Here is a 25,679-nt window from a genome sequence, read left to right on the forward strand (position 1 = left end):
TAAAGAAACATTACATGATGACTTTCACAAAATAACGTTTTCTGGTTAAATATGCAGCGTCTGGCAGATGGACTGCCGGACAGTAGTTCCAACAAGGGATGCTGATTATGCAACACCTGACCTCTGCTGAAGAACAAACCTGGTTACCTTATTACCTGTGTAAAAAGTAAACCGGACAATAAGAAAGATAAATCCCCTACTACAGCAGGCCTTCGGGCCTGCTGTTTTTTTATCTGCTAATACATTTTGCTTAAAACAGTGATCGCATTTATTACTTTTGCCGATATACTTAAATCTAAACATAGATTTAACAGCGAACCCTCAGGTGGTAGTCTTGCAAGACGACACACAAAAACAACTGGCTAGCGCACTTAAAGCACGTAAAGCGCTGGAAGACACTTATGAAAGCCAGTTTAAAATTCTGGCACAGTTTGTCTCGCGGCTGTCTCTGGCGTGCAAAGGGGTGGATGTCGATTTAGATAACCGGCTGGCAAAATTGCGAACCGAACTAAACCGCGGCACCGATCTGGAAAAACTGCTGCCGTTTATTGAGGCCACCAGCGACAATCTTAAACTGATAGAATCAAGGCACCAGGCCGATATTCAAAGCATGCAGCAGGGCCTGGCTGACGCCGGTAAGCTGCTGCAGCAACAAAAAGGTTTACCTGATCAGCTACGCCGCGATTTACGCCAGTTACTGGGTAAAGTCGGCCAACCCTCTGCTACTGTACATGCATTTTTGCCGCATTTAACTGAACTGGCCAAACTGTATCAAAACGTACTGCAAGCCAAACAGCAACTGGCCGACAGCGATGACGATGATGTGCGTTACAGCCATATTTGTCGCCAAATCAGTGTCGAGTTGACTAACCTGCTTAGCGAACTTGCCTTTGCCGAAGAAAGTGCGGCCGAAATTGATGCCATCCGGCTGAGCTTGCTGGGCAAACTGCCCATTGATGCATTGCTGGAAGCCTGCTTAAAGACCATCGGTATTATCATCAGCAGCATTAACCGTGAGCGTCAGTCGGCTGAACATTTTTTATTAAAACTCAATGATGCCCTGACCAGCGTGCAACAATCGGTGGTATCGTCGTTAAGTGCATCGACTGATCTGAAACAAAAGATGCTGGTGCTGAACCAGCAAATTGAGTTGCAAATTGATCATCTTAGCCATGTCAGCCAAAAGGCCACTTCGCTGGAACAGTTAAAATTACTGGTCAGTGATAAGTTAACTGCTATTACCGGATCGTTACGCGAAAAAGAGCAGTTGGAACAGCAGGAACGGCAACAATTGCTGTTAACACTTGGTAATATGGAACAACGCCTCGGCGAGCTGGAGACAGACGCCGGCACTTTTAAAAAGCGCATTGCCGAACAGAATTTCCGCAGCCTGCAAGATGCTCTAACAGAAATACCCAACCGCGCAGCCTTTGATGAGCGCTACCAATTAGAAATTAAACGCTGGCAACGCTATAAAAAACCGCTTTGTGTGGTTTTGGCAGATGTTGACCATTTTAAAAATATTAATGACAGCTACGGCCACAGTGCCGGTGATAAAACACTCAAAGTGATTGCCAAAACACTGAAACTTAACCTGCGCGAAACTGATTTTATCGCCCGTTACGGTGGCGAGGAATTTATTATGCTATTTCCGGAAACTGAGTTAGCCGAGCTGGAAAAGCGGCTTAACGCCTTAAGGGAAAAGATTGGTAAAATCCCTTTTAAATTTAAAAATGTAAATGTGCCTATTACCATTTCATTTGGCGCAACCCGATTTACAGAACAAGACACCAATCGCAGCGCTTTCGATCGTGCCGATGAAGCGCTGTACGAAGCCAAAAAAGCAGGCCGTGATAAAGTTATTCTTAAACCTGCCTCCTGACACGGCATTAACCTAATGTATAAAGGAGCACATATGCATGTGCAGTTAAACCCACTTGGGTCTATGGATTTATTATCACAGCTGGAAGTTGACCATTTAAAGCAAAATACCCAACAAGAAGCCTTCCGTTTATTTCGTAACTGCTGTTTGGCAGTGCTCAATGTGGGTAGCCACACCGACAGCTCGGCCGAAATTTACGAACAGTACAACGATTTTGCCGTTAACCTGATTAGTCGCGAGCGCGGCATTAAAATTGAGTTATTTAATCCACCGCAAAGCGCCTTTGTTGACGGCCAGATTATCAAAGGGATACACGAACACTTGTTTGCCGTACTGCGCGATATTCTTTTTTATCACAGCCGCTTACAAAGCAGTAAAAGCTGGCTGGATTTAAACAACAGCGATCATATTACTCACACCGTATTTGATATTTTGCGCAACGCCCGTGTAATTGATGCCAGCAACGAGCCTAATATGATTGTTTGCTGGGGTGGCCACTCTATTAATGAAGTGGAATATAAATATACCAAGCAAGTGGGTTATGAACTTGGCTTGCGCGGTATGGATATTTGTACCGGCTGTGGCCCTGGCGCCATGAAAGGCCCGATGAAAGGCGCCACCATTGGCCACAATAAACAACGCATTAGCACTGGCCGCTATCTTGGCTTGACAGAGCCCAGCATTATTGCCGCCGAACCACCAAACCCTATCGTGAATGAGCTGGTGATTCTGCCGGATATCGAAAAGCGGTTGGAAGCTTTTGTCCGGGTGGCACACGGTATTATTATTTTCCCTGGCGGTGCAGGTACTGCAGAAGAGCTGTTATACCTGCTTGGTATTATGCTGAACAAAGATAACCAGCAGCAGACGTTACCGGTTATTTTAACCGGGCCGAAGCAAAGCGAAGTGTATTTTCGCGAAATTGCCAGTTTCATAGAAAACACGCTGGGCAGCGAAGCGCTAAAACTGATTGAGATTATTATTGATGATGCGCCCGCAGTAGCGCGTAAGCTGAAGCTGGCCGCCACCGAAGTACGGCATTACCGTAAATCAGTCGGCGATGCCTATCACTTTAACTGGACACTGCAGATAGAACCGGACTTTCAGCAGCCTTTTATCCCGAATCATCAGAATATGGCCGCACTTGACTTGCACCTGGATCAGGACAGCGCAACACTGGCAGCCAACCTGCGCCGCGCCTTTTCCGGCATTGTGGCCGGTAATGTCAAAGACGAAGGTATTAAAGCCATTCGCCAACATGGTCCTTTCCAGATAAGTGGTGAACCCAAACTGATGCAAATGATGGATACGCTATTACAGGCTTTTGTGAACCAGGGCAGAATGAAGCTGCCAGGCAGCAAATATGAACCCTGTTACAAGGTAGTACGCTAACATGGCACACTTGCTGTTAATTGATGCGCTTAACCTGATACGCCGGCTATACGCCGTGCAGGAGCGGCCATATCTACCTGTAACCGACGAAGTTGCTGAGGGCACCAAAACTCAGATCATTCGTAATACAGAAAATATGCTGCGTCAGGCACTGGCAAGATTACAGCAAGAATTAGCACCGAGCCACGCTGTGCTGGTATTTGACGGACGCAACAGCCTGTGGCGTAAAACGCTGTATGTTGAATACAAAGCTAACCGTAAACCAATGCCAACCATTCTGGCAGATGCCCTGCAAGGATTACAGCTATGCGCCAAAACGCTAGGCTTTGACAGCGTGCAGCAAGATGAATATGAAGCCGATGATATTATTGCATCAATTGCCGTAAAGCTGGCGCAGCATGGCCAGCAGGTTACCATAGTGTCAACAGACAAAGGTTTTCTGCCACTGCTAAGCCAGCATATTCAAATTTACGATGCCTTTTCCCGCCAGCACCAAACTGAAGAAGCGGTACAGCAAAAGTTTGGTGTCAGTACAGCTCAGCTGGTGCGCTACTGGAGCCTGGTGGGCGATAGTACCAACAATATTCCCGGTGTAAATGGCATCGGCCCCAAAGGCGCCCATGATTTGCTGGCACTGGGTGCCACGCTGACCGAAGCACTAGAACACCCGGATTGCCATAAAAAATTGCGCGAAAAAATTCTGCAGCATAAAGAACAGATCAAAGTTTTTATGCAAATTCTGGCATTAAAAACCGATGTACAACTGGGATTGAACCTGCAGGATATGCGGATCCAGCCGGTGGTAGCCCCCTGATATGATGCAAAAAGCCGCTTCTGTGTTTCAGCTGAAACTACGCAAATGGACCTGGCTCAGTATCGGACTGGTGGTGTACCTGTTGCTCACGGCTACAGTATTTTTCTGGTATCAGGATGATGTCGACCAAATGACCTGGGTCGACCGGGAAGCCTTTAACTACAAACTGATCAACCAATATAAATTGACTGACAACCTGACACAGGATGACGTTATGCGCCGCCTTGGCACACCAGATATTACTGAGGCAGTGCTGCAGGGTAAGGATCTGTATCAGGTGTTGTATTACCGCACCCACCGCAGCGTTTCAGATGGCATAACTACTGCTGATGAATGCACAGCCTTGCTGTTTAAAAACCGCCACCTGCAAGCCATAGGCGAAGAGGCGGTGCAGCGCTACACTGTTATTAGCGGCCATGCAAACTGACCCAGGCCCATGGCAGCGTTATCAGCAACTTTACCAACACTGCGTTAGCCAGGCAGACACCTCAGCTGAAGCGCTGTATAAAACAGCAATACTGCTGAGCAAACAGCGCGAAGCACTTGATACCGCAGTCACTTATGACAGCATTAGCCAGCCAATCCACCAACTGCCCGCATCACTGTGGCGTATTGAGGTATTGTTATATCTTGCCGGTTGCTATCAGTTACAGCCGCTTAACCGGCGCTTACTGCTTCTTGCCGGCTGCTGCAGTGCTGTAGTGTCTGCTATACAAACAGGGCCATTGCCGTACCCTGCCCTGACAGCAGCCAGGCAGTTTAAAGCGCTGCCGCAAGCTGCCAGCATCGTTAAAGTGTTAAGTGGTTGCTATGCCTCCGAGCGTAAACAACCGCAATGGCAACAAACTCTGTTAAGCCTGCTGCTGACACAAAGTGAGTATCTGTCTAACCACAGCGAATGGCAGGGGCAGTTAGCCACGCGCCTGATGCTAAGCCAAAGTGACTATGAATTAGATATTTTGCACCAGCTACTGCAGCAGCCAGTTACAGAGTTAACACCACAGCCGGATACCTTTGCCCATTTGCTGCAACATTCCCGCTTTAGCGAACTGCGCCATTATGACAACAAAGCCTTAGAGCATTACCTGACAACCAGCCCAGAGCGCTCGGCGCCCTTGCTGGCACTGGCAAGCCAGTTAAACCGCCAGCAGCAAAGTGTGCAAAGCGTAAAGCTGGCAATTGGCATTATTGGCCGTGATGCATTGCCTGCAGCGCTGGCTCAGGCAGAGCTGCAGCATTATCTCAGTGCCCTGCGTCACCCATGGCAGGAGGTGTTTAGTCAGTTTTGTCATGTGTTGACACAAGCGCTACAACTGTTCATGCCCAAGCTGTCAAACGCCGATAGCCGCTTGCTGGCGCTGTGTTGCTGCGCCCCGCTATGGCTTAGCCCACTTTACCAGCGCACTGCGCTGGTTAACCGTACTACCACCGGTTACCAAAGCGCTTTTACTCCAGCGCTAAATTGCCAAAGTGAAACTTACCTGCCACAGCTTATTGAACTGCTGCAGCTATACCAGCTGGATCACACCGCCGCTGTTACGGCCTGGCTACAACCCAGTACAAGCCAGCGCTTAACAGCCGTTGCGGTTAATCTGCAACTGGCATGGCATAGCAGCCTGGTGCTGTACTGCGCAGCATCAGCGCAACCCTTTAATACTCTGTTGAATATAACTGTGACGGCTGGCAATACAGCGGTTGCAGCAGATGTGTGGCTGCAACAACTGATACAACGCAGCCAATGCTATTACCCCATCAGCCTTAAATTGTAGTTTTATTACAACATTCACCAGCCTTATAGCGTATATAACACAGATAACTGCGCTAAACTGGCACCAAACTGGCGTAATGTGCCGAAAAATGCTATATTCTGCGCCGTTTTCAGGCCCGCCAGAGGCCCTCTTTCCTAATAAATACGACAGCTAAGGATCCCCCATGAGCAAGCAAATTATTACTGTCATTAAAGGCGATGGCATAGGCCCAAGTATCGTTGAAGCCGCCATCCAGGTGCTGGACAAAGTGGGCTGCAACTTCGATTATGAATATGTCGATGCCGGTTTAACTGCGCTGGAAAAAACCGGTGAGCTGTTGCCACAAGCCACGTTGGATGCCATTGCCCGCAATAAAATCACCTTAAAAGGCCCGCTGACCACGCCAGTGGGTGAAGGTTTTACCTCTATTAACGTAACGCTGCGTAAGAAATTTAACCTGTACTCTAACGTGCGCCCGGTTATTTCATTTAAAGGCACTAAAGCCCGTTACGAAAACATCGACATCATCACTATCCGTGAAAATACCGAAGGTATGTACTCTGGCCATGGCCAGGTCGTGTCTGCCGACGGCCTGGTAGCAGAAGCCACCAGTATTGTGACTAAAGAAGGTGCCGAGCGTATTGCAGTGTTTGCCTTTGAAACGGCACGGCGCGAAAAGCGCAAGAAAGTGACTATTGTACACAAGGCCAACATTCTGAAATCCACCTCAGGTTTATTTCTGAAAACAGCGCGTGAAGTGGCTACCCGCTACCCGGATATTGAAGCACAGGAAATGATTGTTGATAACGCCTGTATGCAGCTGGTAATGAACCCGCAACAGTTCGACGTTATTGTTACTACCAACCTGTTTGGCGATATTTTGTCAGATTTATGCGCCGGTTTAGTCGGTGGTTTAGGTATGGCGCCAGGTGCTAACATTGGTACAGATTGCGCCATTTTTGAAGCAGTACATGGCAGCGCGCCGGATATTGCCGGTAAAAACCTGGCTAACCCAAGCTCAGTAATTCTGGCCTCTATTCAGATGTTGGAATATTTAGGCATGCAGGATAAAGCCGAGAAAATCCGCAGTGCTCTGGCCGATGTTATCGCCACCGGCGATCGCACCACCCGTGATTTAGGCGGCAGCTTCGGCACCACCGACTTTACCGCTGCGATGTTAGAGCGTTTATAAGCCTGGACTGTATGCAGCCGGTTCAGGCATGAACCGGCTTGCTCACGCCAACAATAGGGACCTTATATGTCTCAACCAAAGAACCCGCTGCATGGCGTTACGCTGGAGCAAATTGTCACCGCGCTGGTTGATCACTTTGGCTGGCCGGGCCTGGCAAAACAGATTGATATCAACTGCTTTAAATCAGATCCGTCGGTAAAAAGCAGTTTGAAGTTTTTACGTAAAACGCCCTGGGCAAGGCAGAAAGTAGAAGAGTTATATGTAGCAACCAAGCTGTATCAGTAACACTGATCCAGCTTGGGTTTATTTAGCCGTTACACCCTAGCCATTATAAATAGCGCCACCGCTACCAATATAATTCTGCAATACGCTATTGGCTGCATCACGCTGTACCAATTGCACCACTTCTACGCCAGCGTCGCGTAAATACTGATAACTCTGCGCAAATACCGGGCCTTCGTCAAAACCGATAGCACGGGCATCTTCAGCAGTAGCAGCGCATACCAAACGCTTTACACCACTCCATAAGGTACCGCCTAAACACATGGCGCAGGGCTCACACGAGGTAAATAGCTCACGCTTAACACCATCGGCCGATAAACTAAAGCTTTGCACATTTTGCTCTGCCAGCATTATCGCCATCATTTCGCCATGTGCAGTAGAGTTATGCAGTGGCACTACCCGGTTTACACCCACGCTAACCAGTTTGCCGCTGGCACAATCAAAAATAGCGCTACCAAAAGGGCCACCGGTGCCGCGCAGCACGTTTTGCTTTGACAGCTCGACCGCCAGCGCCATTTTTTCATCGTCGTTTTGATACACTTTTTGCCAGTCGACTACGTCGTTAATCCAGTCCGGCAAATGCAGGGTTAATTTTTGTACTGCGGTCATAGTTACTTCTCAGCTAACGGCTTGCTATAGGCCAGTTCCATATCCCATGGCAGCTGGATCCAGGTATCCTGCTCGATATCTGTTACGTATTTATCCACCAATGGCTTACCTTGCGGCTTGGCATACACAGTAACAAAGCAGGCTTTAGGGAAGTGTTCGCGCAAAGCCCGGGCTGTTTCACCGGTGTCCACCAGATCATCCACAATCAGCAGTTTGTCAGAATCAGCCAGGCTGGCGTCTTTTAAAATGCTCAGGCTGCCTTGTTTATCATGGTCATAACTGGCAACACAAATGCTGTCTACCACGCGGATATTCAGCTCGCGGGCCAAAATAGCGGCCGGCACCAGGCCACCACGGCTTACCGCCACTATAGCGTTATAGTCCTGTCCCAGCAGCTGATGCGCCAGCTCTTTAGTGGCGCGGTGAAACGCTTCCCACGATACATAAAACATTTTATTGCTTGATAATGACATCTGTCTGTCCTGCAAAATCGGTTACACGAAAATTATAAGCAGCCCAGTGCTACTTCAACCATTTCATTAAAGCTGGTCTGGCGCAGCTCAGCGCTTAATGCTTCACCGGTACGGATATGATCGCTTACCGTAAAAATAGCCAACGCATTAATGCCGTATTCTGCCGCCACGCCATATAAACCGGCCGCTTCCATTTCTACCGCCAGCACGCCGTATTTTTCCAGGGTGTCGAATAAGGTTTCGTCCGGGTTGTAGAATAAATCTGAGGTAAACACATTACCTACTTTGACATTAATATTTTTTGCCCGGGCCGCAGCTACGGCTTTTTCCAGCAGGTTAAAACTGGCAATAGCGGCAAAATCCATTCCGGCTAAACGGTTACGGTTTACGCTGGAATCGGTGCTGGCGCCCATGCCGATCACCACATCACGTACTTTTACGTCCAGCGGCAAACCGCCACAAGAGCCAATACGGATAATGTTTTTAACACCATAAAACTTTACCAGCTCGGTGGCATAAATAGACATAGACGGTACGCCCATACCCGAGCCCAGCACGCTTACCGGCTTACCTTTGTAGGTACCGGTGTAGCCAAACATATTACGAACGGTGTTTACACATACCGCGTCAGTTAAAAAAGTTTCTGCAATATGCTTGGCCCGCAGCGGATCGCCCGGCATTAGTACGGTTGCTGCAAAAGCGCCTTCTGGCGCATTAATATGCGGAGTTGCCATAAAAGTCTCTTAGTTAATTTTATCTAAAAAGGAGTCGCCGTAGGCCATGGCCTCCAGCTCAAAATAACCTGCCAGAGTCTGGCCAATATCGGCAAAGCTCATGCGCTCGCCTAAATTAATGTCTTGCATACCGTTTTTGTAGGCCAGCACCGGAATATATTCACGCGTATGTTCAGTACCATGCCAGGTTGGGTCACAACCATGATCTGCTGTCAGAAGCATTAAGGTGTCATCACCACAGGCAGCTATTAATTGCGGCAAGCGACTGTCAAAGTATTCCAGCGCTTCGCCATAACCGATAGGATCACGGCGGTGGCCAAAATTCTGGTCAAAATCAACCAGATTGGTAAAGATAATGCTGTTATCAACCTGTTGTGCCATTTGCACCAGCGTTTTGTCTACCAGTGCTTCAAGGCCGGTGGCTTTTAAACTTTCACTAATGCCCTGATGAGCATAAATATCAGCAATTTTGCCAATGCTGATCACCTTACCGCCGGCATCTGTCAGCTTATCCAATACAGTTGGTGCCGGTGGCAATACTGAATAATCGCGGCGGTTACCGGTGCGGGCATAGTTATTGGCGTTATCGCCCAGAAATGGCCGGGCAATAACACGGCCAATATTGTATTTGTCCAATAGCTCGCGTGCTACCAGACAAAAATCCAGCAGTTTCTGCAGACCAAAATGTTCTTCATGCGCCGCTACCTGAAACACGCTGTCGGCCGAGGTATAACAAATCGGCTTACCGGTTTTAATATGCTCATCACCCAGCTTGACCAGAATATCAGTGCCTGAGGCATGGCAGTTGCCCAAAATACCAGGCACGCCGGTACGTTGGCATAGTTCGTTAAGCAACTCTGGCGGAAAACTGCCGGTTTTATCATGGAAATAACCCCAGTCGAACAGTACCGGTACACCGGCAATTTCCCAGTGGCCGCTTGGCGTGTCTTTGCCGCTGCTTAGTTCACGCGCATAACCATAAGCGCCGGTTATCGACCTTGCACCGGCTATATCGGCCTGCACACCATTGGAGGCCGCGGTGGCAGCCTTAACCAAGCCCAGTTGCGCCAGATTAGGCAATGCCAACTGGCGGCCTTTTTGCGCATGAAAGGCTTTTGCGATACTGGCAAAGGTATTAGCACCAACATCACCAAACTTATCGGCATCCGGTGCATAGCCAATACCAAAGCTATCCAATACCAGGATCACTGCTTTTTTTGCCATTGTCCTGCTCCTGATCTTTTGTTGTCCATCTGTGACAAACCAGTTGTGATAAAACCAGACCAGCATAACCGTTACAAGGCTGGCATAACAGGCTGGCGTGCACATTTAAAAAAGGGCACGCAGTGTAAAACGAAGCGCTAATCTTTACAATATCAACTTTAGATAAACACCATACTGCCTGAAACAGTTTTAATAAAAACAAAGAACCCGCTGTCACAGCGGGTTCTTCTCATCGCTCAGCCGGTTAAGGCAGTTGCTTATAGCCCATGTTATACAGTGTAAAGCTAACCATATCGGCCGTTTGCTCAATCTGCTTGGATACCGGTGTACCAGCACCATGGCCAGCATTGGTTTCAATGCGGATAAGCTGCGGGTTAACACCGGCATCTTTTGCCTGTAACTCAGCAGCAAACTTAAACGAGTGTGCCGGTACTACGCGGTCATCATGATCGGCTGTGGTTACCATCGTTGCCGGGTACGCCACGCCTGCTTTTACATTATGCACCGGTGAGTAAGCCAGCAGGTAATCAAACATTTCTTTACTTTGCTCACTGGTACCGTAGTCGTATGCCCAACCGGCACCGGCAGTAAAGGTGTGGTAACGCAGCATATCCAGCACACCAACCGCTGGCAACGCCACTTTAATCAGCTCTGGCTGTTGTGTCATTACTGCGCCAACCAACAAGCCGCCATTAGAGCCGCCACGAATTGCCAGCTTTTCTTTAGAGGTATACCCCTCTTTTTGCAGATACTCTGCAGCTGCGATAAAGTCGTCAAACACATTTTGCTTTTGTAACTGAGTACCGGCCTGATGCCAGGCTTTACCGTACTCACCACCACCGCGCAGGCTTGGCACCGCATATACGCCCCCCAGATCCATCCATACAGCATTGGGAATGTTAAACGCCGGGGTCAGGCTGATATTAAAACCACCGTAGCCATACAACATGGTTGGGTTGCTGCCATCGCGTTTCAGTCCTTTTTTGTAGCTGATAATCATCGGTACTTTAGTGCCATCTTTTGAGCTGTAAAACACCTGCTCCGACACATAGTTATCGCTGTCAAACTTTGCACCTGATTTGCTGTAAACTGCTGAGTTACCATCAGTTGGGCTGAAATCATAAATAGTTTGCGCCGTAATATAGTTGGTAAAAGTGTAATACAGCTTTTGGTCATCTTTTTTACCACTGAAGCCACCGACACTGCCCACACCCGGCAGCGTAATATCACGTACCAGTTTGCCGCTATAATCGTATTGCTGCACTTTGGCAATGGCGTCAACCATATACTCAGCAAAGATATAACCGGCGCCGGTTGATGCGCTAAGCACATTATCTGTTTGCGGGATCAGATCCTGCCAGTTTTCCGCTTGCGGTTTAGCGGCATCAACCGTAACCACTTTTTTATTTGGTGCATTTAAGTTGGTAACCAGAAACAGCTTGCTGCCGTCGTTATCCAGCAAGTCGGTATCCGAATCGGTATGATCCAAAATGGTCACCAACGGGCTGTCCGGGTTGGCTAAATCTTTTAAAAATAACTTATTACCAGAGGTCGATACCGCAGCAGAAATCAGCAGGTAACGATCATCTTCGGTTACCGAGGCACCAACATAGCGATGCTTTTGTGCTTCAGTGCCACCAAAAATAACAGCATCGTCTTTTTGCGCACTGCCCAGCTTGTGGTAGTACAGCTTATGTTGATCCGTTTTTGCCGACAGTTCACTGCCATCTGGCTTGTCGTAACTGGAATAGTAAAAACCTTCGTTGCCAAACCAGCTGATACCGCTGAATTTAACATCAGTCAGCTCTGATTCCAGCGGCTTTTTAGTCTCAACGTCAATAATGATAATTTTACGCCAGTCGCTGCCGCCTTCAGAAATAGAATACGCCAACATAGAGCCATCTTTAGAAAAACTAACCTCAGCCAACGATGTTGTGCCGTCACTGCTAAAGGTGTTGGGATCTAAAAACACCTCACTGCTGCCATCTTCCAGTTGGCGGTACAATACATACTGGTTTTGCAAACCGTCATTTTTATAGAAGTAGGTGTATTTGCCTTCTTTGAACGGCGCGGTTACTTTTTCATAGTTCCACGATGCCGCCAGCTTTTGCTTCACCTGCTCACGGTATGGAATTTGCTCCAGATAATCAAAAGTAACTTTATTTTGTGCTTTTACCCAGGCTTCGGTTTCGCTGCTGCGATCATCTTCCAGCCAGCGATACGGGTCGGCAATTTTTTGTTCAAAATAGCTATCTACCACGTCGCCTTTAGCGGTTTGCGGATAGGTAAAGGTGGTTTTTGCAGCTTCTGTCATGGTTACACTATTAGGTTGGGTGGCAATATCAGTTTTCGATTCGCTGCCACAGGCAGCCAGTAAGGAAACGGCCAGGATACTTAAAACGTGCTTCATCGTGAGGAACTCCCTGATTCTTTTTGTTATAGCCCGTCAGAGCTTAACAAAGAAGCCGGTGTTTGCCTATTTCGGCTCAACGGATTTTCGGCGGTATTAAACGAAAAAACCCTAACCAAATGGTTAGGGTTTTTAAGTATGGTGCCCAGAGGCGGAATCGAACCACCGACACGCGGATTTTCAATCCGCTGCTCTACCGACTGAGCTATCTGGGCAAAACTGGCTGACGCAAAATGGTGCCGCTTATCCGAGTCGAACGGATGACCTACTGATTACAAGTCAGTTGCTCTACCAACTGAGCTAAAGCGGCTGCGACAACGTGACACAAGTTGAATAACTCTGTTACTTTAGTACAACTTGAGCACCAAAAACTGATGGTGCCCAGAGGCGGAATCGAACCACCGACACGCGGATTTTCAATCCGCTGCTCTACCGACTGAGCTATCTGGGCAACGCGGGTCGTATTAAACGGATTTTACGATCTTAAGTCAACAGATATTTTAATGCTGCTGGTGCGTTAGCCTAATAGTTGAACAACCCGCTACAATAAGCAGCAAAAACCAACACTGGCTACCTAAATTATGAAAAGTTGTTAAAATGCCCGCCAGTGCATAAAGTCTGCTGAGCTGGCAGCAAAATATTGGAAAACTAATGGAAAACACGTCGTTTAGTAAACCGATTTTTAAGCGCCTGACTGTACTGTCTCTGCTGATTTTATTTGCTCAGGCAGCGCTGTTTGCCTGGCTAAACCAACCTGAGCCTGGCCTAAATGAACAGCAACTAAACCGGCTAACAGCTGACAGCCGCTTGCTAAGCCGCGTTTTACAGCCACTACTGGCAGAAAACAATACCGCGGCTACTGAGCAAATGCTGTTTCAAACCCGGGATGGTAATACCGACCGTGCACTTTATGTATACCGGACACTACCCAACCAACAAACCGAACTTATTGCCAATACCAGTAATGTGCAGGGTTTTGTACCCCAGCCTGTATGGCAAGACAGTGCTTTGCAGCAGGATAACTATCTGATCGTCAATCAGTTGATTAATTTACCGCAGCAGCAAACCGCTATTCTGATCTATGTACAACAGTTAAAACTGCGCCCAAGCTGGCCTTTTTTTGCTGCTTTTGGCGTAAGTTTGGTATTGGCACTAACACTAAGCGCGGTATTTGCGGCCACTATTTCAGGCTTTTTCAGCCGCCGTATTAAGCCTTTATTAGTTGGCACCCGTCAGGCGCTGGATAAAGATCAATACAACAGCAGCGTCGACAGCCACGCACAAGACAGCTACGGCACGCTTGGTAGTTATATTAACCAGCTGCTCCGCCGCATACAGCAAGCGCAGGAAGCCCTGGCAGCATCGGAGCAGAACATTAAAAACCTGAAGCTGGAAGTGGAAACCCGCATTAAAGAACGTACCGATGCGCTGGAAACCGCTAAGCTCACCGCAGAAAAAGCCAACGAAGCCAAATCAACTTTTCTTGCTACCATGAGCCATGAAATCCGTACGCCAATGAATGGCATTATCGGTACTATTGATTTACTGCGTAAGACTCAGCTATCCACCTCGCAGTTTCGCATGACAGACACGGTACGTGAGTCGTCATTCTCATTGCTGCGCATCCTGGACGATATTCTCGATTTTTCAAAAATTGAAGCCGGTAAACTGCAACTGGAAACCATACCATTGTCACTGGTGGATATTATTGAAGCTGTCGGCCGTATTCTGGTATCGGTGGCGCATCAGCGGCAAATTGACCTGAAACTGTTTATTGATCCCCGCATACCCGACGGCCTGATTGGCGACCCGGTGCGGTTGCGGCAAATTCTGTACAACCTGGCAGGTAATGCAATTAAGTTTACCCAGACCACGCCGGAGAAAACCGGACTGGTCATTATTAAAGCGGAGCTGCTGGAAGAAAATATGGATTTCAGCCAAATCCAGTTTAGTGTGACAGACAACGGCAAAGGCATGACGCAGCGTCAAATTAACTATGTATTTCAGCCTTTTAACCAGGCAGAGGGTTCAATTACCCGTAAATTTGGCGGTACAGGCCTTGGTTTGTCTATTTGCCAGCGCTTAACCACACTGATGTACGGTGATATCAGTGTGAACAGTCAGGTGGATCAGGGCACCGAATTTATTGTGCGTATACCCATGCGCCGCTCAGATGAAATTCAATATCCGGATAAAGAACTACTGCGTGATATTTATATATGCCTGTTCAGCGCAGACGTACACAACATGGCGCATTTACATGATTACCTCAGCCATACCGGTGCCGAACTTGATGTTGCCAGCCATTTTGACACTTTGTTGCAAAAAGCACAGGCTCTGAAGCCATTACCTCCCAAACAGGCAGCAGTATGGGTGCTGGATGCAACCTATGAGCAAATTTCGGCAAATGAAATAGATCAATTGTTGCAGTTACCCACTATGGCCCAGGTACAGTTTGTGGTGATCACCAATCAGGTGGAATTGTCAGAGCGCAGCACCGACAGGGTGTATTATCTGCACAGCTCACCAATATGCCGCAGCCATTTATTTGATGCCGTGTTAATAGCCGCAAAGCGCAAAAGCAAACCGGTTTATACCAGCAGCGAACCACAACAAAACCGTCTGGTGCCCTCGCTTGAAGAAGCGCGTAAACAGCGCCGTCTGGTATTGCTGGCTGAAGATAATTTAATGAACCAGCGCGTAATTGTTGATCAGTTAAATGCGCTGGGTTACGCAGTAGAAGTTGCCGATGACGGCGCGATAGCGCTGGAAAAATGGCGCCAGTACCACTACCCGCTGCTGCTGACAGATTTGCATATGCCGAATATGAGTGGCTACGACCTGACCAGCGCGATCCGCAAAGAAAGCTTGCACCTAAGCGAAGGTGCCGAATTCACCCGTATCGTTGCGGTAACCGCCAATGCACTCAAAGGTGAAGAGCAAAAATGTCTGAGTGTAGGCATGGACGGCTATATCACCAAGCCGATTGAACTGGCGGCGCTGGAAACCATGCTCACCCGCTGGCTACCGCACGCTGCTGAACTGAAAAAAACCACTGTCTCAGCTACCGAAAACAATCAGAACAATTCGCCGATATGCTTTACCACTATTGCTAATTTCCTTGGCAATAACCCGGCCAAGCATGAAGAATACCTGAATTACTTTGTAAAACATGCCGCTGAACTGCTTAGCAATATGGCCACTGCGGTGCAAAATCAGGATCGCAGCACAGTACGCTCAGTAGCACATCAGTTTAAGTCGGTAGCAAAAAGTGTCGGTGCACTTGGCTTATCCGGCGATGCACTAAAACTGGAAAAAGCAGCCGAAGAAAGTGACTGGCCGGTAATTAACGATTATATCCGCCTGATGCAGGAGAAATATCAGGAAGTAGTCAGTTACGTAAAACAACGTTATTGAGCGTAAAACAACAGCGTCGGCAATAAGCCGACGCTGTCTCATTTTAGTTACCCCAGATAGCGCTGACAAATTGCGGATGGTCAATAAAAGGGTTACGGTTACCCTGATACTGATATGCCGCATTGTTGCGATCACGCTCTTTCTGGCTAACCGGATCCTGCTGGTGCCATTGTTTCAGCAACTGTAACAACCAGTTTTCAAATACCTGGGTGGTCGTGCCGTTTAACGCTGCATTAGCTTCGGTACTGTTGTTTTGCCAGTTTGCCAGCTGACTCTGATACCGGGTTGCCATATAAAAATATGCCCTGGCTATATCACCTTTAAACTCATCTATCGGTTCAAATACAGTGCCACTATAACCGCTACCGGCGATAGCGCTACCCAGTTTCGAGCCGTTGGTTGACGTGAAACTGGCGCTGCCTACTTTACCAAACGGATAGCTACCGCGTTTTGAGTTAACAAAACCGTCAGTGGCGAAAATATGATGGATATCCGAGTTCATCGGCTCTATGGCACCACCAAACCAGCTGCGCGGAAAGCTGTGCTCACGGTTATAGCAATCCGCTTCGCTGTTATAGCTACCACATTGATCGCTACCTGCAGCATATACATAGCTGTCTGTCGCAGAGGGTTTTTCCGAGTAGATATCCAAAATAGAGCCATCATTCTCGTAGTAGTTATCCAGCTCATAAACATTGTAAAACCCCCAGATAGCGCTATATCCGCGCGCAGTGTGGTTGTTAATAATATTATGTAGTGCTGTTTTCAGGTTGTAGCCGGTTAAGCCTGCAGCATCCGCGTAGTAGCTGCCTAAATCAACATCGCCACCACCGGCACTCCCAAGCGTAAAGCTATGGCTTTGCTGCGCACCGAAACTGCTGCCACTGAACACGGGCTGGTTGTTAAGTGTCACGCTATAACTGCCATTACCGTAACTACAGCAAATACCATCACCATAGCTGTCAAAAATGGTAAAGCTGTATTCGCCATCGGCCAGACACCACTGCTCGCTGTAGCTGGTGTTACCGGCATAGCCTGAGCCAGCATATTGCTGCTGGTTTTGCGCGTTAGTTAACTGCCAGCTGGTTTCTGCACCGTAGTTATCGGTACTCAGTGCAAAGCTCAGGCTGGTATTACTGCAGCCTGTCGCGGGTGGCTCTGTTGTGCTGGCAGGTTTAAACTCGTCAACATATACCAGCTCGGAGCCATCAAAGCCTGCTACATCATAAAAACGTAAACCGACTTCTATATTGCCACTGCTGGGTGCGGTGTAACTGTGGCTAAGTGTTTGCCACTGCCCGGTTAGCTGCTCATTGGAATAGCCCTGATAGCCGTTTACATAAAGCCGGGCCCTCACGTTGCCTTCAGTATGATAAACCGCAGTGCTGAAGGTATAAGTCTGGCCGGCCGTTACGCCAACCAGCTGGCGAAAGTCAGTGTTAGCCTGATCTGCCGTATTAACACTGATGGCTGCGGCGCTGCTACCGCTGAGTTTTATTGTGTTTGACTGACTAACGCTAATACCGCTGTCAATTAAGCTCCATGCCGTAGGCTGGCCCTGAGCCCATTGCTCAAAACCACCGTTAACTACGGTAGCCTGCGCCGGTATTGCCAGCGCAGTAAGTACACCAAGTAAGAAGGTTGCTCTTTTCATCGTATTAGTCCTGTGGCTAAAAGCTGCCAGCCCAACGGTCAGCAGTGCCTCTACACTATTGCAAATAAGATGCATAAAAATAAAGCAATTATTAATTATTGATGAATTTATCAATAAAAAAGGCAGCACAAGGCTGCCAACACTGCCAGTTTCCTGACCACGTAGTGTAAAACCAACTCAAAACTTAACACTCAGCAGTTAAAACTGATTCATAGTGTTATGCGTACCACCGGCTTTTAACGCAGCTTCGCCAGAGAAATACTCTTTATGATCATCCCCGACATCAGAGCCGGACATATTCTGGTGTTTAACACAGGCAATACCCTGGCGGATTTCTTTACGCTGCACCCCTTCAACGTAACCCAGCATACCAGCCGCACCGAAGTACTCTTTCGCCAGATTGTCGGTAGACAACGCTGCCGTATGGTAGGTGGGCAAGGTGATCAGGTGATGGAAAATACCGGCTTCACGCGCTGCATCAGCCTGGAAGGTGCGAATACGGTTATCGGCTTCCAGCGCCAGCTCTGTCGCATCGTAATCGGCACTCATCAGCAAAGCACGGTCATAAGCGGATACGTCTTTAGCGGCAGTTTTCCAGGCATCAAATACCTGCTGGCGGAAGTTTAACGTCCAGTTAAAACTTGGGCTGTTGTTGTACACCAACTTGGCGTTGGGCACCACTTCGCGAATGCGGTTTACCATTTCGGCTATCTGGCCAACGTGCGGTTTTTCCGTTTCAATCCACAGTAAGTCAGCGCCATGCTGTAACGAGGTAATACAATCCAGCACTACCCGGTCAACGCCACTGCCCTGTTTAAACTGGAACAAACCACTGGCCAGGCGTTTTGGTTTCAGTAATTTGCCGTTGGCTTTTACCACCACATCGCCGTTGGCAATATCGTCAGCGCCGCTGATCACATCACCGTCTAAAAAGCTGTTGTACAAGTCGCCCAAATCGCCCGGTTTATTGGTAACGGCAATTTGTTTGGTTAAACCGGCACCTAACGAGTCGGTGCGGGCCACAATAATACCGTCATCCACGCCAAGCTCTAAAAAGGCGTAACGCACGGCGTTAATTTTCGCTAAAAAGTCAGCATGTGGCACGGTAACCTTACCGTCCTGGTGACCACATTGCTTTTCATCCGACACCTGGTTTTCAATCTGGATAGCACAGGCACCGGCTTCTATCATTTTCTTTGCCAGTAAATAAGTGGCTTCTTCGTTACCAAAGCCGGCGTCGATATCGGCGATAATAGGCACCACATGAGTTTCAAAGTTATCAATTTTGCTTTGTACTACAGCAGTTTTGGCGCTGTCACCAGCGGCTTTGGCGGCATCCAGCTCACGGAATAAGCCCCCCAACTCACGGGCATCGGCTTGCTTTAAAAAGGTATACAGCTCTGCAATTAAGGCCGGTACCGCGGTTTTTTCATGCATGGATTGATCTGGCAAGGGGCCAAACTCAGAGCGCAGCGCCGCTATCATCCAACCGGACAAATACAGGTATTTACGTTTGGTAGTACCGAAATGTTTCTTAATAGCGATCAGTTTTTGCTGACCAACGAAGCCGTGCCAGCATCCCAATGACTGTGTGTACTGGCTGCTGTCTGCATCATAGGCAGCCATATCGGCACGCATAATTTTGGCAGTGTATTTGGCGATATCCAGCCCGGTATGAAAACGGTTTTGCGCCCGCATTCTGGCAGCAGACTCAGGGTTTATCGCACTCCAGGCCTCGCCGTTTTGTTGGCGCAGTTGGGCGATGTGTTGTATTGCATCTTGGTAAGCTGACATAGCAGTATCCTCTTTTGCTTATTGCCCGGCTTGCCGGACGCTGACTGTTCCCAGGCTGATGTACTACCTGTTGCATTACACTATAGGTTTCATTTTTGTAATTCATAAAGGTGATTTTTGTGATGCTGACCATTCATATAACTAATACCAAAGTCAGCTTGACGCTGGCCACTGTGCTAATGCTATGATTCAGTTCAGTTATGAAATGTCGCCGGGTTATTTAACTAATGAATATTAATAAAATGGATTTAAATTTGCTGGTGTACCTGGATGTACTGCTACGCGAAAAAAATGTTACCCGTGCCGCCGGCAGGCTTAATATAACCCAGCCAGCCATGAGCAACGGCCTGAAACGGCTGCGCGACTTACTGAATGATCCGATACTGGTACGCACTTCAGACGGCATGGTGCCAACAGAGCGGGCCCGCGAGCTGGCACCGATAGTACGGGGGGTGTTACTGACACTGGAAGAAACCCTGCAACCGAATAAAGATTTTGAACCCCTTAACAGCCAGCGGGTGTTCCGTATTATGGCCAGCGATTACGCAGCTTCTACCTTAATACCGGCATTACTGAAAAAAATGCGCGTGCAGGCGCCACATACCAGCCTGGATATTATGACGCCGTCCGATGTGACCTTTCATGATGTCGAGAACGGCAAGGTGGATATGGCGATTAACCGCTTTGATCAGTTGCCGCAGTCGTTCCACCAAAAAACGGTATGGCGCGACAGCTTTTCCTGTCTGATCAACACACAAAACCCGGTGCTGAAAAACTTTAATTTAGACAGCTACTTAAAAGCGCAGCATATTTGGGTAAGTAAAACCGGCTTTGGTGTAGGTGTGGGTATGGACCCAAAAGACGTGCAAAAACTGGGCTGGGTAGACGAAGCCTTAGCCAAGTTGGGCAAACAACGTAGTATCTCGGTATTTACCCGTAACTACCATGTAGCAATGCATTTAGCGGTAGGCATAGATTTAGTTGCCACTTTACCCAGCCGTGCAGCCCGCCTGTACGAAAATGATAGCGCAATGGCCATTATGGACCCTCCGTTTGCCATTCCGTCGATTGAGCTGAAGATGATCTGGAGCCCGTTGCTACACCAGGACGCCAGCCATATCTGGTTCCGCCGCTTAATTGTAGAAACTGCAGATGAGCTAAACTGAGCCCACCTGACAGGGATAAAACCTTTTTTGAATGAGTCGGGGAGTGTCTGAGCCCTGCCGCAGGCATAAGGGCGAGTTGCCCCGGCGAATGAGGAAAAGCGTTTTATCCCGGTATATATGCTCAGGACGTGCTGCAACACCCGCCTTGGCTCGCCACAGCAACTCGCTCGCGCTGGCGCTGGCGCACTCACTCAAACACTCTGTGCCGACCAAAACGGGGTTCCAGCCCATCCCCTCATTAATCTGCAGTCTTCAACCGCATAAAAAAGGCGCTGTCAGCAAGTCAGCGCCTTTTGCATTGGTGGTTTACTCAGGTTAATCAAGTAACTGATAAGCTGGCAGGGTCAGAAAATCTACCAGTTGATCAGAAGTCGTGATATCAAGCAATAAAGTTTGCGCTTTGGCAAAATTTTGTTCTGCCCATACTGCTTCGCCTACTTCTTCCTGTACCACTTTTGCCTCCTCCTCTAACATAGAAGCAAATAACGCTTTGGTAATCAGCTTGCCGTTGCTTAAGCTCTTACCGTGTTTAATCCACTGCCAGATAGAGGTGCGCGAAATCTCCGCTGTGGCAGCATCTTCCATCAAGCCATAAATCGGCACACAGCCTTTACCGCTGATCCAGGCGGCAATATATTGCAGCGCCACCCGAATATTAGTACGCATACCTTCTTCTGTACGCCCACCATCACAAGGCTCAAGCAACTGTGCCGCACTGATTTCTTCGTCTGCTTCACGGCTAATATCCAACTGGTTCTGTTTGCCGCCTGCCAGGTACTTGTCAAATACTGCATTAGCCGTAGCAGCAAGGCCAGGGTGCGCCACCCAGGTGCCATCGTGGCCGTTAACCGCTTCCAGCTCTTTATCTGCGGTTACTTTGGCCAGTATAGCGGCGTTTTCTGCAGCATCTTTGGCTGGTATAAATGCGGCCATACCACCCATCGCCAGTGCCCCGCGTTTATGGCAGGTTTTTACCAATAAACGCGAATAGGCATTTAAAAATGGTTGTTTCATGGTAACGACCTGGCGATCTGGCAGTACACGGTCAGCATGATTTTTTAACGTTTTGATATAGCTGAAAATATAATCCCAGCGGCCGCAGTTAAGCGCTACGATGTGATCGCGTAACATATACAGAATTTCATCCATCTCAAACACGGCCGGCAGCGTTTCAATTAATACCGTGGCGCGAATAGTGCCAATTGGCTGGCTGAACTTTTGCTCAGTGTAGCGAAACACATCGTCCCACCATTTAGCTTCCAAATGGCTTTGCAGCTTTGGCAGGTAATAGTACACACCGCTGCCATTGGCTAAACGGGTTTGGTAGTTGTGCAAAAAATACAGCGCAAAATCAACCAGGGAGCCCGGGATCTGCTCACCATCCACCAGCAAATGTTTTTCCCACAAGTGCAAACCGCGCACACGGGCAATTAGCAAGGCCGGATTATCTTTTAACGCATAGTGCTTACCGCTTTGCGGATCGGTATAACTGATGGTACCCATGGTAGCATCGCGCAGGTTAATCTGGCCTTCAATAACACCGGCCCAGCTAGGCGCCTGCGAGTCTTCAAAGTCGGCCATAAATACTTTTACATCAGCATTTAAGGCGTTAATGATCATTTTGCGATCAACCGGGCCGGTAATCTCCACCCTTCTGTTCTGCAAATCGCCAGGTATTGGTGCTACGCGCCAGTCAGACTGACGGATATTAGCGGTTTGCGGCAGAAAATCCGGCAGAGCTCCCGCGTCATATTGCTGCTGTATTGTCTGGCGTGCAGCTAATAACTCTTTTAAGCGCGGGCGAAACTCGCGGGTTAATGCTACCAGCAAGGCACAGGCCTGCTCTGTCAGAATAGTATCGTAATCGGCATTTAACGGTGCATTTATGCTTAAACCGGCACGGCTGATGCTTGTTGTCATAAGTCTGTCCTTTTTTGCTGCCTGTACGCTATTTGCCGGTAAGGCTGTCAGGTATCAGGGTAGGCACTAACTATAAGCGCTTTTCAACTATAAAATGTATTAATGCAGACAATGCCAGCCATTCGCAGCATAAATAGTAAAATTATGAATATATAAGAAAATATGGCACAACTTATGCTTTATCTATCACAGTCTTATGATGTGTCAGACATTGAGTCAATTTTCTGTCGGAGGTATGCATGGAATTTGTCCTGCTGTTAATTTTACTGTTAGTCATTGTTGTGGCGATGGTAGCCAGCCGCTTTATTGACAGTGGCAACCCTTTTCCGGTGCAGAAGAAAAACAGTTTATTCAGCCCGGTAGAGCGCTCTTTTATGCAACTGCTGGAAAAAGCCGTAGCTAACGATTACAAAGTAATGAACCGGGTAAAGCTGGCCGATATTATGGAGCTTAAAAATGGCACCAGCGATAAAACCCGTGCCAGCACCATGCTGAAGTTAAATACCAAGTACCTGGATTTTGTTTTATGTGATCCGCAGGATTTTAGCGTTATAGCAGTGCTGGATTTAGTTAATAACAGCAGTAAAGAAGGCCACAAGGCTGTACCCGACTGGTTTGTTAACGGCGCGTTGGATGCCGCAGGCGTACCTTACCTGCGGATGAAAATAAAAGCCGGTTACACTTCCGCCGATATTCAGGCAGCTATTGCGTCCCGGTTAGGTAAAACAGTAACCAAACCTGAACCCATGTTTAAAGGTTTAGTGAAAAAAGGCCCTACCCGGCCAGTACGTTCACTAAAACCGGCAACGGCTGGCGGCAATACTTTGCCGGTGCCAGCTTTGTCACACTCACAAATTAAAGCGCAGCAAACTGCGCTGATACAGGCTTCTTAACGCACTTGGAGAAATGAGTCACTCCGCGCTAAGTTGGAATGCCGCCCGCTGCAACGGGCGGCATTTTTTTATACTTAAAAAAATCTTAAATAAACGCTAAAGGTATTTATCTTCCGGCCGTTACAGTCTTGAGGAATTGGCATAGGAGGTAACTATGAGTCAATCCGTTGGCGCTGCGGCGTCAAACCAGGGCTTTGAAGTACTGGGGGCTGTAATGGCCAAAAAGCAACAAAACCAGGAAGCTAAAATGGCAACCATGCTGGTACAAAGTGCTATGCAATCGGTTGAGCAGGTACAGGCTTCATCCCCTGTAGGTAACCTGGGACAAAATATAAATATTACGGTGTAAGTAATATTTTATGTAACAAAAACAAAGGCCAGCATCTGCTGGCCTTTTTATTGAACCTATCTGGCAAACCGTACTACCAGTTCATGTAGTTCATTGGATACCAGTTGCAGCTGTTTAATACTGTCAGCTGAGTTACCCGCTTCTGTCAGTGTGTTATTAGCCAGGCTGGAAATATTCACTACCTGCTGATTTACTTCCTCAGCGACATTAGCCTGCTGCTCTACTGCCGCTGCCATCTGGATAGACATATTGGCTATGCTACCCACAGCATCTGAAATACCATTTAACATTTCTTCGGTTTCTTTCACCCTGACCAACCCGGCTTCTGCACCGCTGGTACCATTCTGGGCAACCCGCACAGCAGTGTCGGCTCTGGTGGTTAAATCGCTAATAATCTGATGGATCTCTTTGGTAGACTGCTGAGTGCGCTGTGCCAGGTTACGCACCTCGTCAGCCACAACAGCAAAACCGCGCCCTTGCTCACCAGCCCGAGCCGCTTCAATAGCAGCATTTAACGCCAACAAGTTGGTTTGCTCGGCTATTTGCTCAATCATCTGCGCAACAGTGGCAATTTTCTTGGTTTGTTCCGATACCTCAGTTACAGAGCTGCTAATTTCGTTTACTGTCTGACGCAGTTCCTCAATCGCTTTACGCGTTATTGCCGCGGTTTGCCTGCTGCGCCCGGCCAGTTCGTTTGATTGTTCAGCACGCTCTGCGGTTTCCTGTACATGCTTTGATACTTCCGCAATGGTAGTGGTCATTTGGTGCATTGCTGTGGCGGCTTGCTCGGTTTCCTGCTGCTGGCGCTGAATCAGCTTCATAGAAGATTGTGCCAGCTCCAGGCCAAGATCCGATTGTTCCGATACGCTTTTCGCGGCATCTTCCATCCGGCTCAAAACGGCCCCCAGATGCGCTTTTGAGCTCATCACTGCCACTTTAAGCTCACCCACTTCAGGCTCATCGTCAGTAAAGGTTTTCACCGCCAGCTCATGGCGAAATGAATTCGCCAGCAACATTTTGACACTATCTAACGCCTGTCTTTTACTAAAGTTAGCCCAAATAACATACCCAATCAGCGCAGCCAGAATCAGCAGTTCAGATAAACCGGCAAAGCCGGAAAAATACAGCCCGGCTGCTACTACCAGCACAACGGCCAAAACCATATTGGCGGCACCAAGATGAAAATTTCTGCCGCGGAACTTGCCCTTATTAATGGCATCGTACAGCTTTTCTGCCCGTTTGATATCACTACGGGCGGGGCAAGACCTGACTGACTCATAGCCTACAACCCGGCCATTTTCTGTAACAGGGGTTACATAAGCATCAACCCAATAATAATCACCATTTTTACTGCGGTTTTTCACCAGCCCCATCCAGGGCTTACCGGCTTTTAAATGCTCCCACATTATTTTATATGCCAGCGGCGGCATATCAGGATGGCGTACTATATTGTGCGGCTGACCGATTAACTCTTCTTTGCTAAAACCGCTGATAGCGATAAAGGCGTCGTTGCAGTGTCGGATATTACCGTTAAGGTCTGTGTTGGAAATTAGTTTCTGATTTGGCGGGAAAGTTCTTTCGGTATTGGTAACCGGCATGTTGCGGCGCATAACAGTGTATTCCTTACTGAAAATCGAAGAATCCGATTCCTAAAAATAGCAATACTTCACAATAAGGCAATGAAGTTTAAATAATAAATGCTAAACATGCGAAATAGCGTACAGAA

The 25,679-nt window shown here is 48.1% G+C and carries 20 protein-coding genes and 3 tRNA genes; 11 read left to right on the forward strand and 12 right to left on the reverse strand.

Annotated elements, in window-relative coordinates; translation table 11 throughout:
* The first annotated feature begins 325 nt into the window (after positions 1 to 325).
* The 7 genes from MJX74_RS11950 to MJX74_RS11980 all read left to right on the forward strand — a co-directional run bounded on the left by MJX74_RS11950 (position 326) and on the right by MJX74_RS11980 (position 7,313).
* The gene (locus MJX74_RS11950) at positions 326 to 1,882 is read left to right on the forward strand and encodes a sensor domain-containing diguanylate cyclase (protein ID WP_420851403.1); all 1,557 of its coding nucleotides are present in this window, start codon (positions 326 to 328) and stop codon (positions 1,880 to 1,882) included.
* 33 nt (positions 1,883 to 1,915) lie between these two features.
* Positions 1,916 to 3,274, forward strand: coding sequence for a nucleotide 5'-monophosphate nucleosidase PpnN (gene ppnN / locus MJX74_RS11955; RefSeq protein ID WP_240223073.1), 1,359 nt, complete (start codon positions 1,916 to 1,918; stop codon positions 3,272 to 3,274).
* A 1-nt stretch (position 3,275) separates the two neighbouring features.
* The gene (xni, locus tag MJX74_RS11960) at positions 3,276 to 4,088 is read left to right on the forward strand and encodes a flap endonuclease Xni (RefSeq protein WP_240223074.1); all 813 of its coding nucleotides are present in this window, start codon (positions 3,276 to 3,278) and stop codon (positions 4,086 to 4,088) included.
* A 1-nt stretch (position 4,089) separates the two neighbouring features.
* A complete protein-coding gene (locus MJX74_RS11965; protein ID WP_240223075.1) occupies positions 4,090 to 4,515 on the forward strand; it encodes a DUF3192 domain-containing protein in 426 nt (141 codons plus the stop codon).
* Positions 4,505 to 5,857 carry a hypothetical protein gene (locus tag MJX74_RS11970; protein WP_240223076.1) on the forward strand — a complete coding sequence of 451 codons (1,353 nt, stop codon included), beginning with the start codon at positions 4,505 to 4,507 and terminating at the stop codon, positions 5,855 to 5,857. Before MJX74_RS11965 ends, MJX74_RS11970 begins: the two co-directional genes overlap by 11 nt.
* A gap of 163 nt (positions 5,858 to 6,020) precedes the next feature.
* Complete coding sequence (locus MJX74_RS11975) at positions 6,021 to 7,028, forward strand: isocitrate dehydrogenase (protein ID WP_240223077.1); 1,008 nt, start codon at positions 6,021 to 6,023, stop codon at positions 7,026 to 7,028.
* Between the two features lie 66 nt (positions 7,029 to 7,094).
* On the forward strand, positions 7,095 to 7,313 hold the full coding sequence (locus MJX74_RS11980; RefSeq protein WP_240223078.1) for a VF530 family protein: 219 nt from the start codon (positions 7,095 to 7,097) through the stop codon (positions 7,311 to 7,313).
* A 36-nt stretch (positions 7,314 to 7,349) separates the two neighbouring features.
* Here MJX74_RS11980 and MJX74_RS11985 read toward each other — a convergent pair whose 3' ends face one another.
* The 8 genes from MJX74_RS11985 to MJX74_RS12020 form a co-directional block, all read right to left on the reverse strand.
* A complete protein-coding gene (locus tag MJX74_RS11985) occupies positions 7,350 to 7,919 on the reverse strand; it encodes a nucleoside deaminase (RefSeq protein WP_240223079.1) in 570 nt (189 codons plus the stop codon).
* Positions 7,920 to 7,921: 2 nt separating this feature from the next.
* Positions 7,922 to 8,392 (reverse strand): xanthine phosphoribosyltransferase, encoded by a 471-nt coding sequence (gene gpt, locus MJX74_RS11990; RefSeq protein WP_338052276.1) that lies wholly within the window; start codon positions 8,390 to 8,392, stop codon positions 7,922 to 7,924.
* 32 nt (positions 8,393 to 8,424) lie between these two features.
* Positions 8,425 to 9,126 carry a purine-nucleoside phosphorylase gene (gene deoD, locus MJX74_RS11995; RefSeq protein WP_092795588.1) on the reverse strand — a complete coding sequence of 234 codons (702 nt, stop codon included), beginning with the start codon at positions 9,124 to 9,126 and terminating at the stop codon, positions 8,425 to 8,427.
* 9 nt (positions 9,127 to 9,135) lie between these two features.
* A complete protein-coding gene (locus MJX74_RS12000; protein WP_240223080.1) occupies positions 9,136 to 10,350 on the reverse strand; it encodes a phosphopentomutase in 1,215 nt (404 codons plus the stop codon).
* A 244-nt stretch (positions 10,351 to 10,594) separates the two neighbouring features.
* On the reverse strand, positions 10,595 to 12,760 hold the full coding sequence (locus tag MJX74_RS12005) for a prolyl oligopeptidase family serine peptidase (RefSeq protein WP_240223081.1): 2,166 nt from the start codon (positions 12,758 to 12,760) through the stop codon (positions 10,595 to 10,597).
* Between the two features lie 139 nt (positions 12,761 to 12,899).
* Positions 12,900 to 12,975: transfer RNA gene (locus MJX74_RS12010), tRNA-Phe, on the reverse strand.
* A gap of 19 nt (positions 12,976 to 12,994) precedes the next feature.
* Positions 12,995 to 13,070, reverse strand: a tRNA-Thr gene (locus MJX74_RS12015).
* Between the two features lie 65 nt (positions 13,071 to 13,135).
* Positions 13,136 to 13,211, reverse strand: a tRNA-Phe gene (locus tag MJX74_RS12020).
* 200 nt (positions 13,212 to 13,411) lie between these two features.
* On the opposite strand from MJX74_RS12020, the gene MJX74_RS12025 reads away from it, so the two are divergent.
* A complete protein-coding gene (locus MJX74_RS12025) occupies positions 13,412 to 16,177 on the forward strand; it encodes a hybrid sensor histidine kinase/response regulator (protein WP_240223082.1) in 2,766 nt (921 codons plus the stop codon).
* 43 nt (positions 16,178 to 16,220) lie between these two features.
* Here MJX74_RS12025 and MJX74_RS12030 read toward each other — a convergent pair whose 3' ends face one another.
* Both MJX74_RS12030 and MJX74_RS12035 read right to left on the reverse strand, forming a co-directional pair.
* Entirely contained in the window at positions 16,221 to 17,831 is a 1,611-nt protein-coding gene (locus tag MJX74_RS12030) for an endonuclease (RefSeq protein ID WP_240223083.1), read from the reverse strand.
* Between the two features lie 198 nt (positions 17,832 to 18,029).
* Positions 18,030 to 19,625, reverse strand: coding sequence for an isocitrate lyase (locus MJX74_RS12035; protein ID WP_240223084.1), 1,596 nt, complete (start codon positions 19,623 to 19,625; stop codon positions 18,030 to 18,032).
* 227 nt (positions 19,626 to 19,852) lie between these two features.
* On the opposite strand from MJX74_RS12035, the gene MJX74_RS12040 reads away from it, so the two are divergent.
* Positions 19,853 to 20,791 (forward strand): LysR family transcriptional regulator, encoded by a 939-nt coding sequence (locus MJX74_RS12040; protein WP_240223085.1) that lies wholly within the window; start codon positions 19,853 to 19,855, stop codon positions 20,789 to 20,791.
* A 315-nt stretch (positions 20,792 to 21,106) separates the two neighbouring features.
* Here the strand turns inward: MJX74_RS12040 and aceB are convergent, their stop codons facing one another.
* Positions 21,107 to 22,711 carry a malate synthase A gene (aceB, locus tag MJX74_RS12045; protein WP_240223086.1) on the reverse strand — a complete coding sequence of 535 codons (1,605 nt, stop codon included), beginning with the start codon at positions 22,709 to 22,711 and terminating at the stop codon, positions 21,107 to 21,109.
* A gap of 239 nt (positions 22,712 to 22,950) precedes the next feature.
* Between aceB and MJX74_RS12050 the strand changes: the two genes are divergently transcribed.
* Positions 22,951 to 23,604 (forward strand): DUF2726 domain-containing protein, encoded by a 654-nt coding sequence (locus MJX74_RS12050; RefSeq protein WP_240223087.1) that lies wholly within the window; start codon positions 22,951 to 22,953, stop codon positions 23,602 to 23,604.
* Between the two features lie 154 nt (positions 23,605 to 23,758).
* Positions 23,759 to 23,953 carry a hypothetical protein gene (locus tag MJX74_RS12055; protein WP_173500863.1) on the forward strand — a complete coding sequence of 65 codons (195 nt, stop codon included), beginning with the start codon at positions 23,759 to 23,761 and terminating at the stop codon, positions 23,951 to 23,953.
* Positions 23,954 to 24,009: 56 nt separating this feature from the next.
* Here MJX74_RS12055 and MJX74_RS12060 read toward each other — a convergent pair whose 3' ends face one another.
* Positions 24,010 to 25,563, reverse strand: coding sequence for a methyl-accepting chemotaxis protein (locus MJX74_RS12060; RefSeq protein WP_240223088.1), 1,554 nt, complete (start codon positions 25,561 to 25,563; stop codon positions 24,010 to 24,012).
* Between the last annotated feature and the right edge of the window lie 116 nt (positions 25,564 to 25,679).

The sequence above is a fragment of the Rheinheimera hassiensis genome (genome assembly GCF_022436675.1).
In the GTDB taxonomy this organism is placed as follows: domain Bacteria; phylum Pseudomonadota; class Gammaproteobacteria; order Enterobacterales; family Alteromonadaceae; genus Alishewanella; species Alishewanella hassiensis.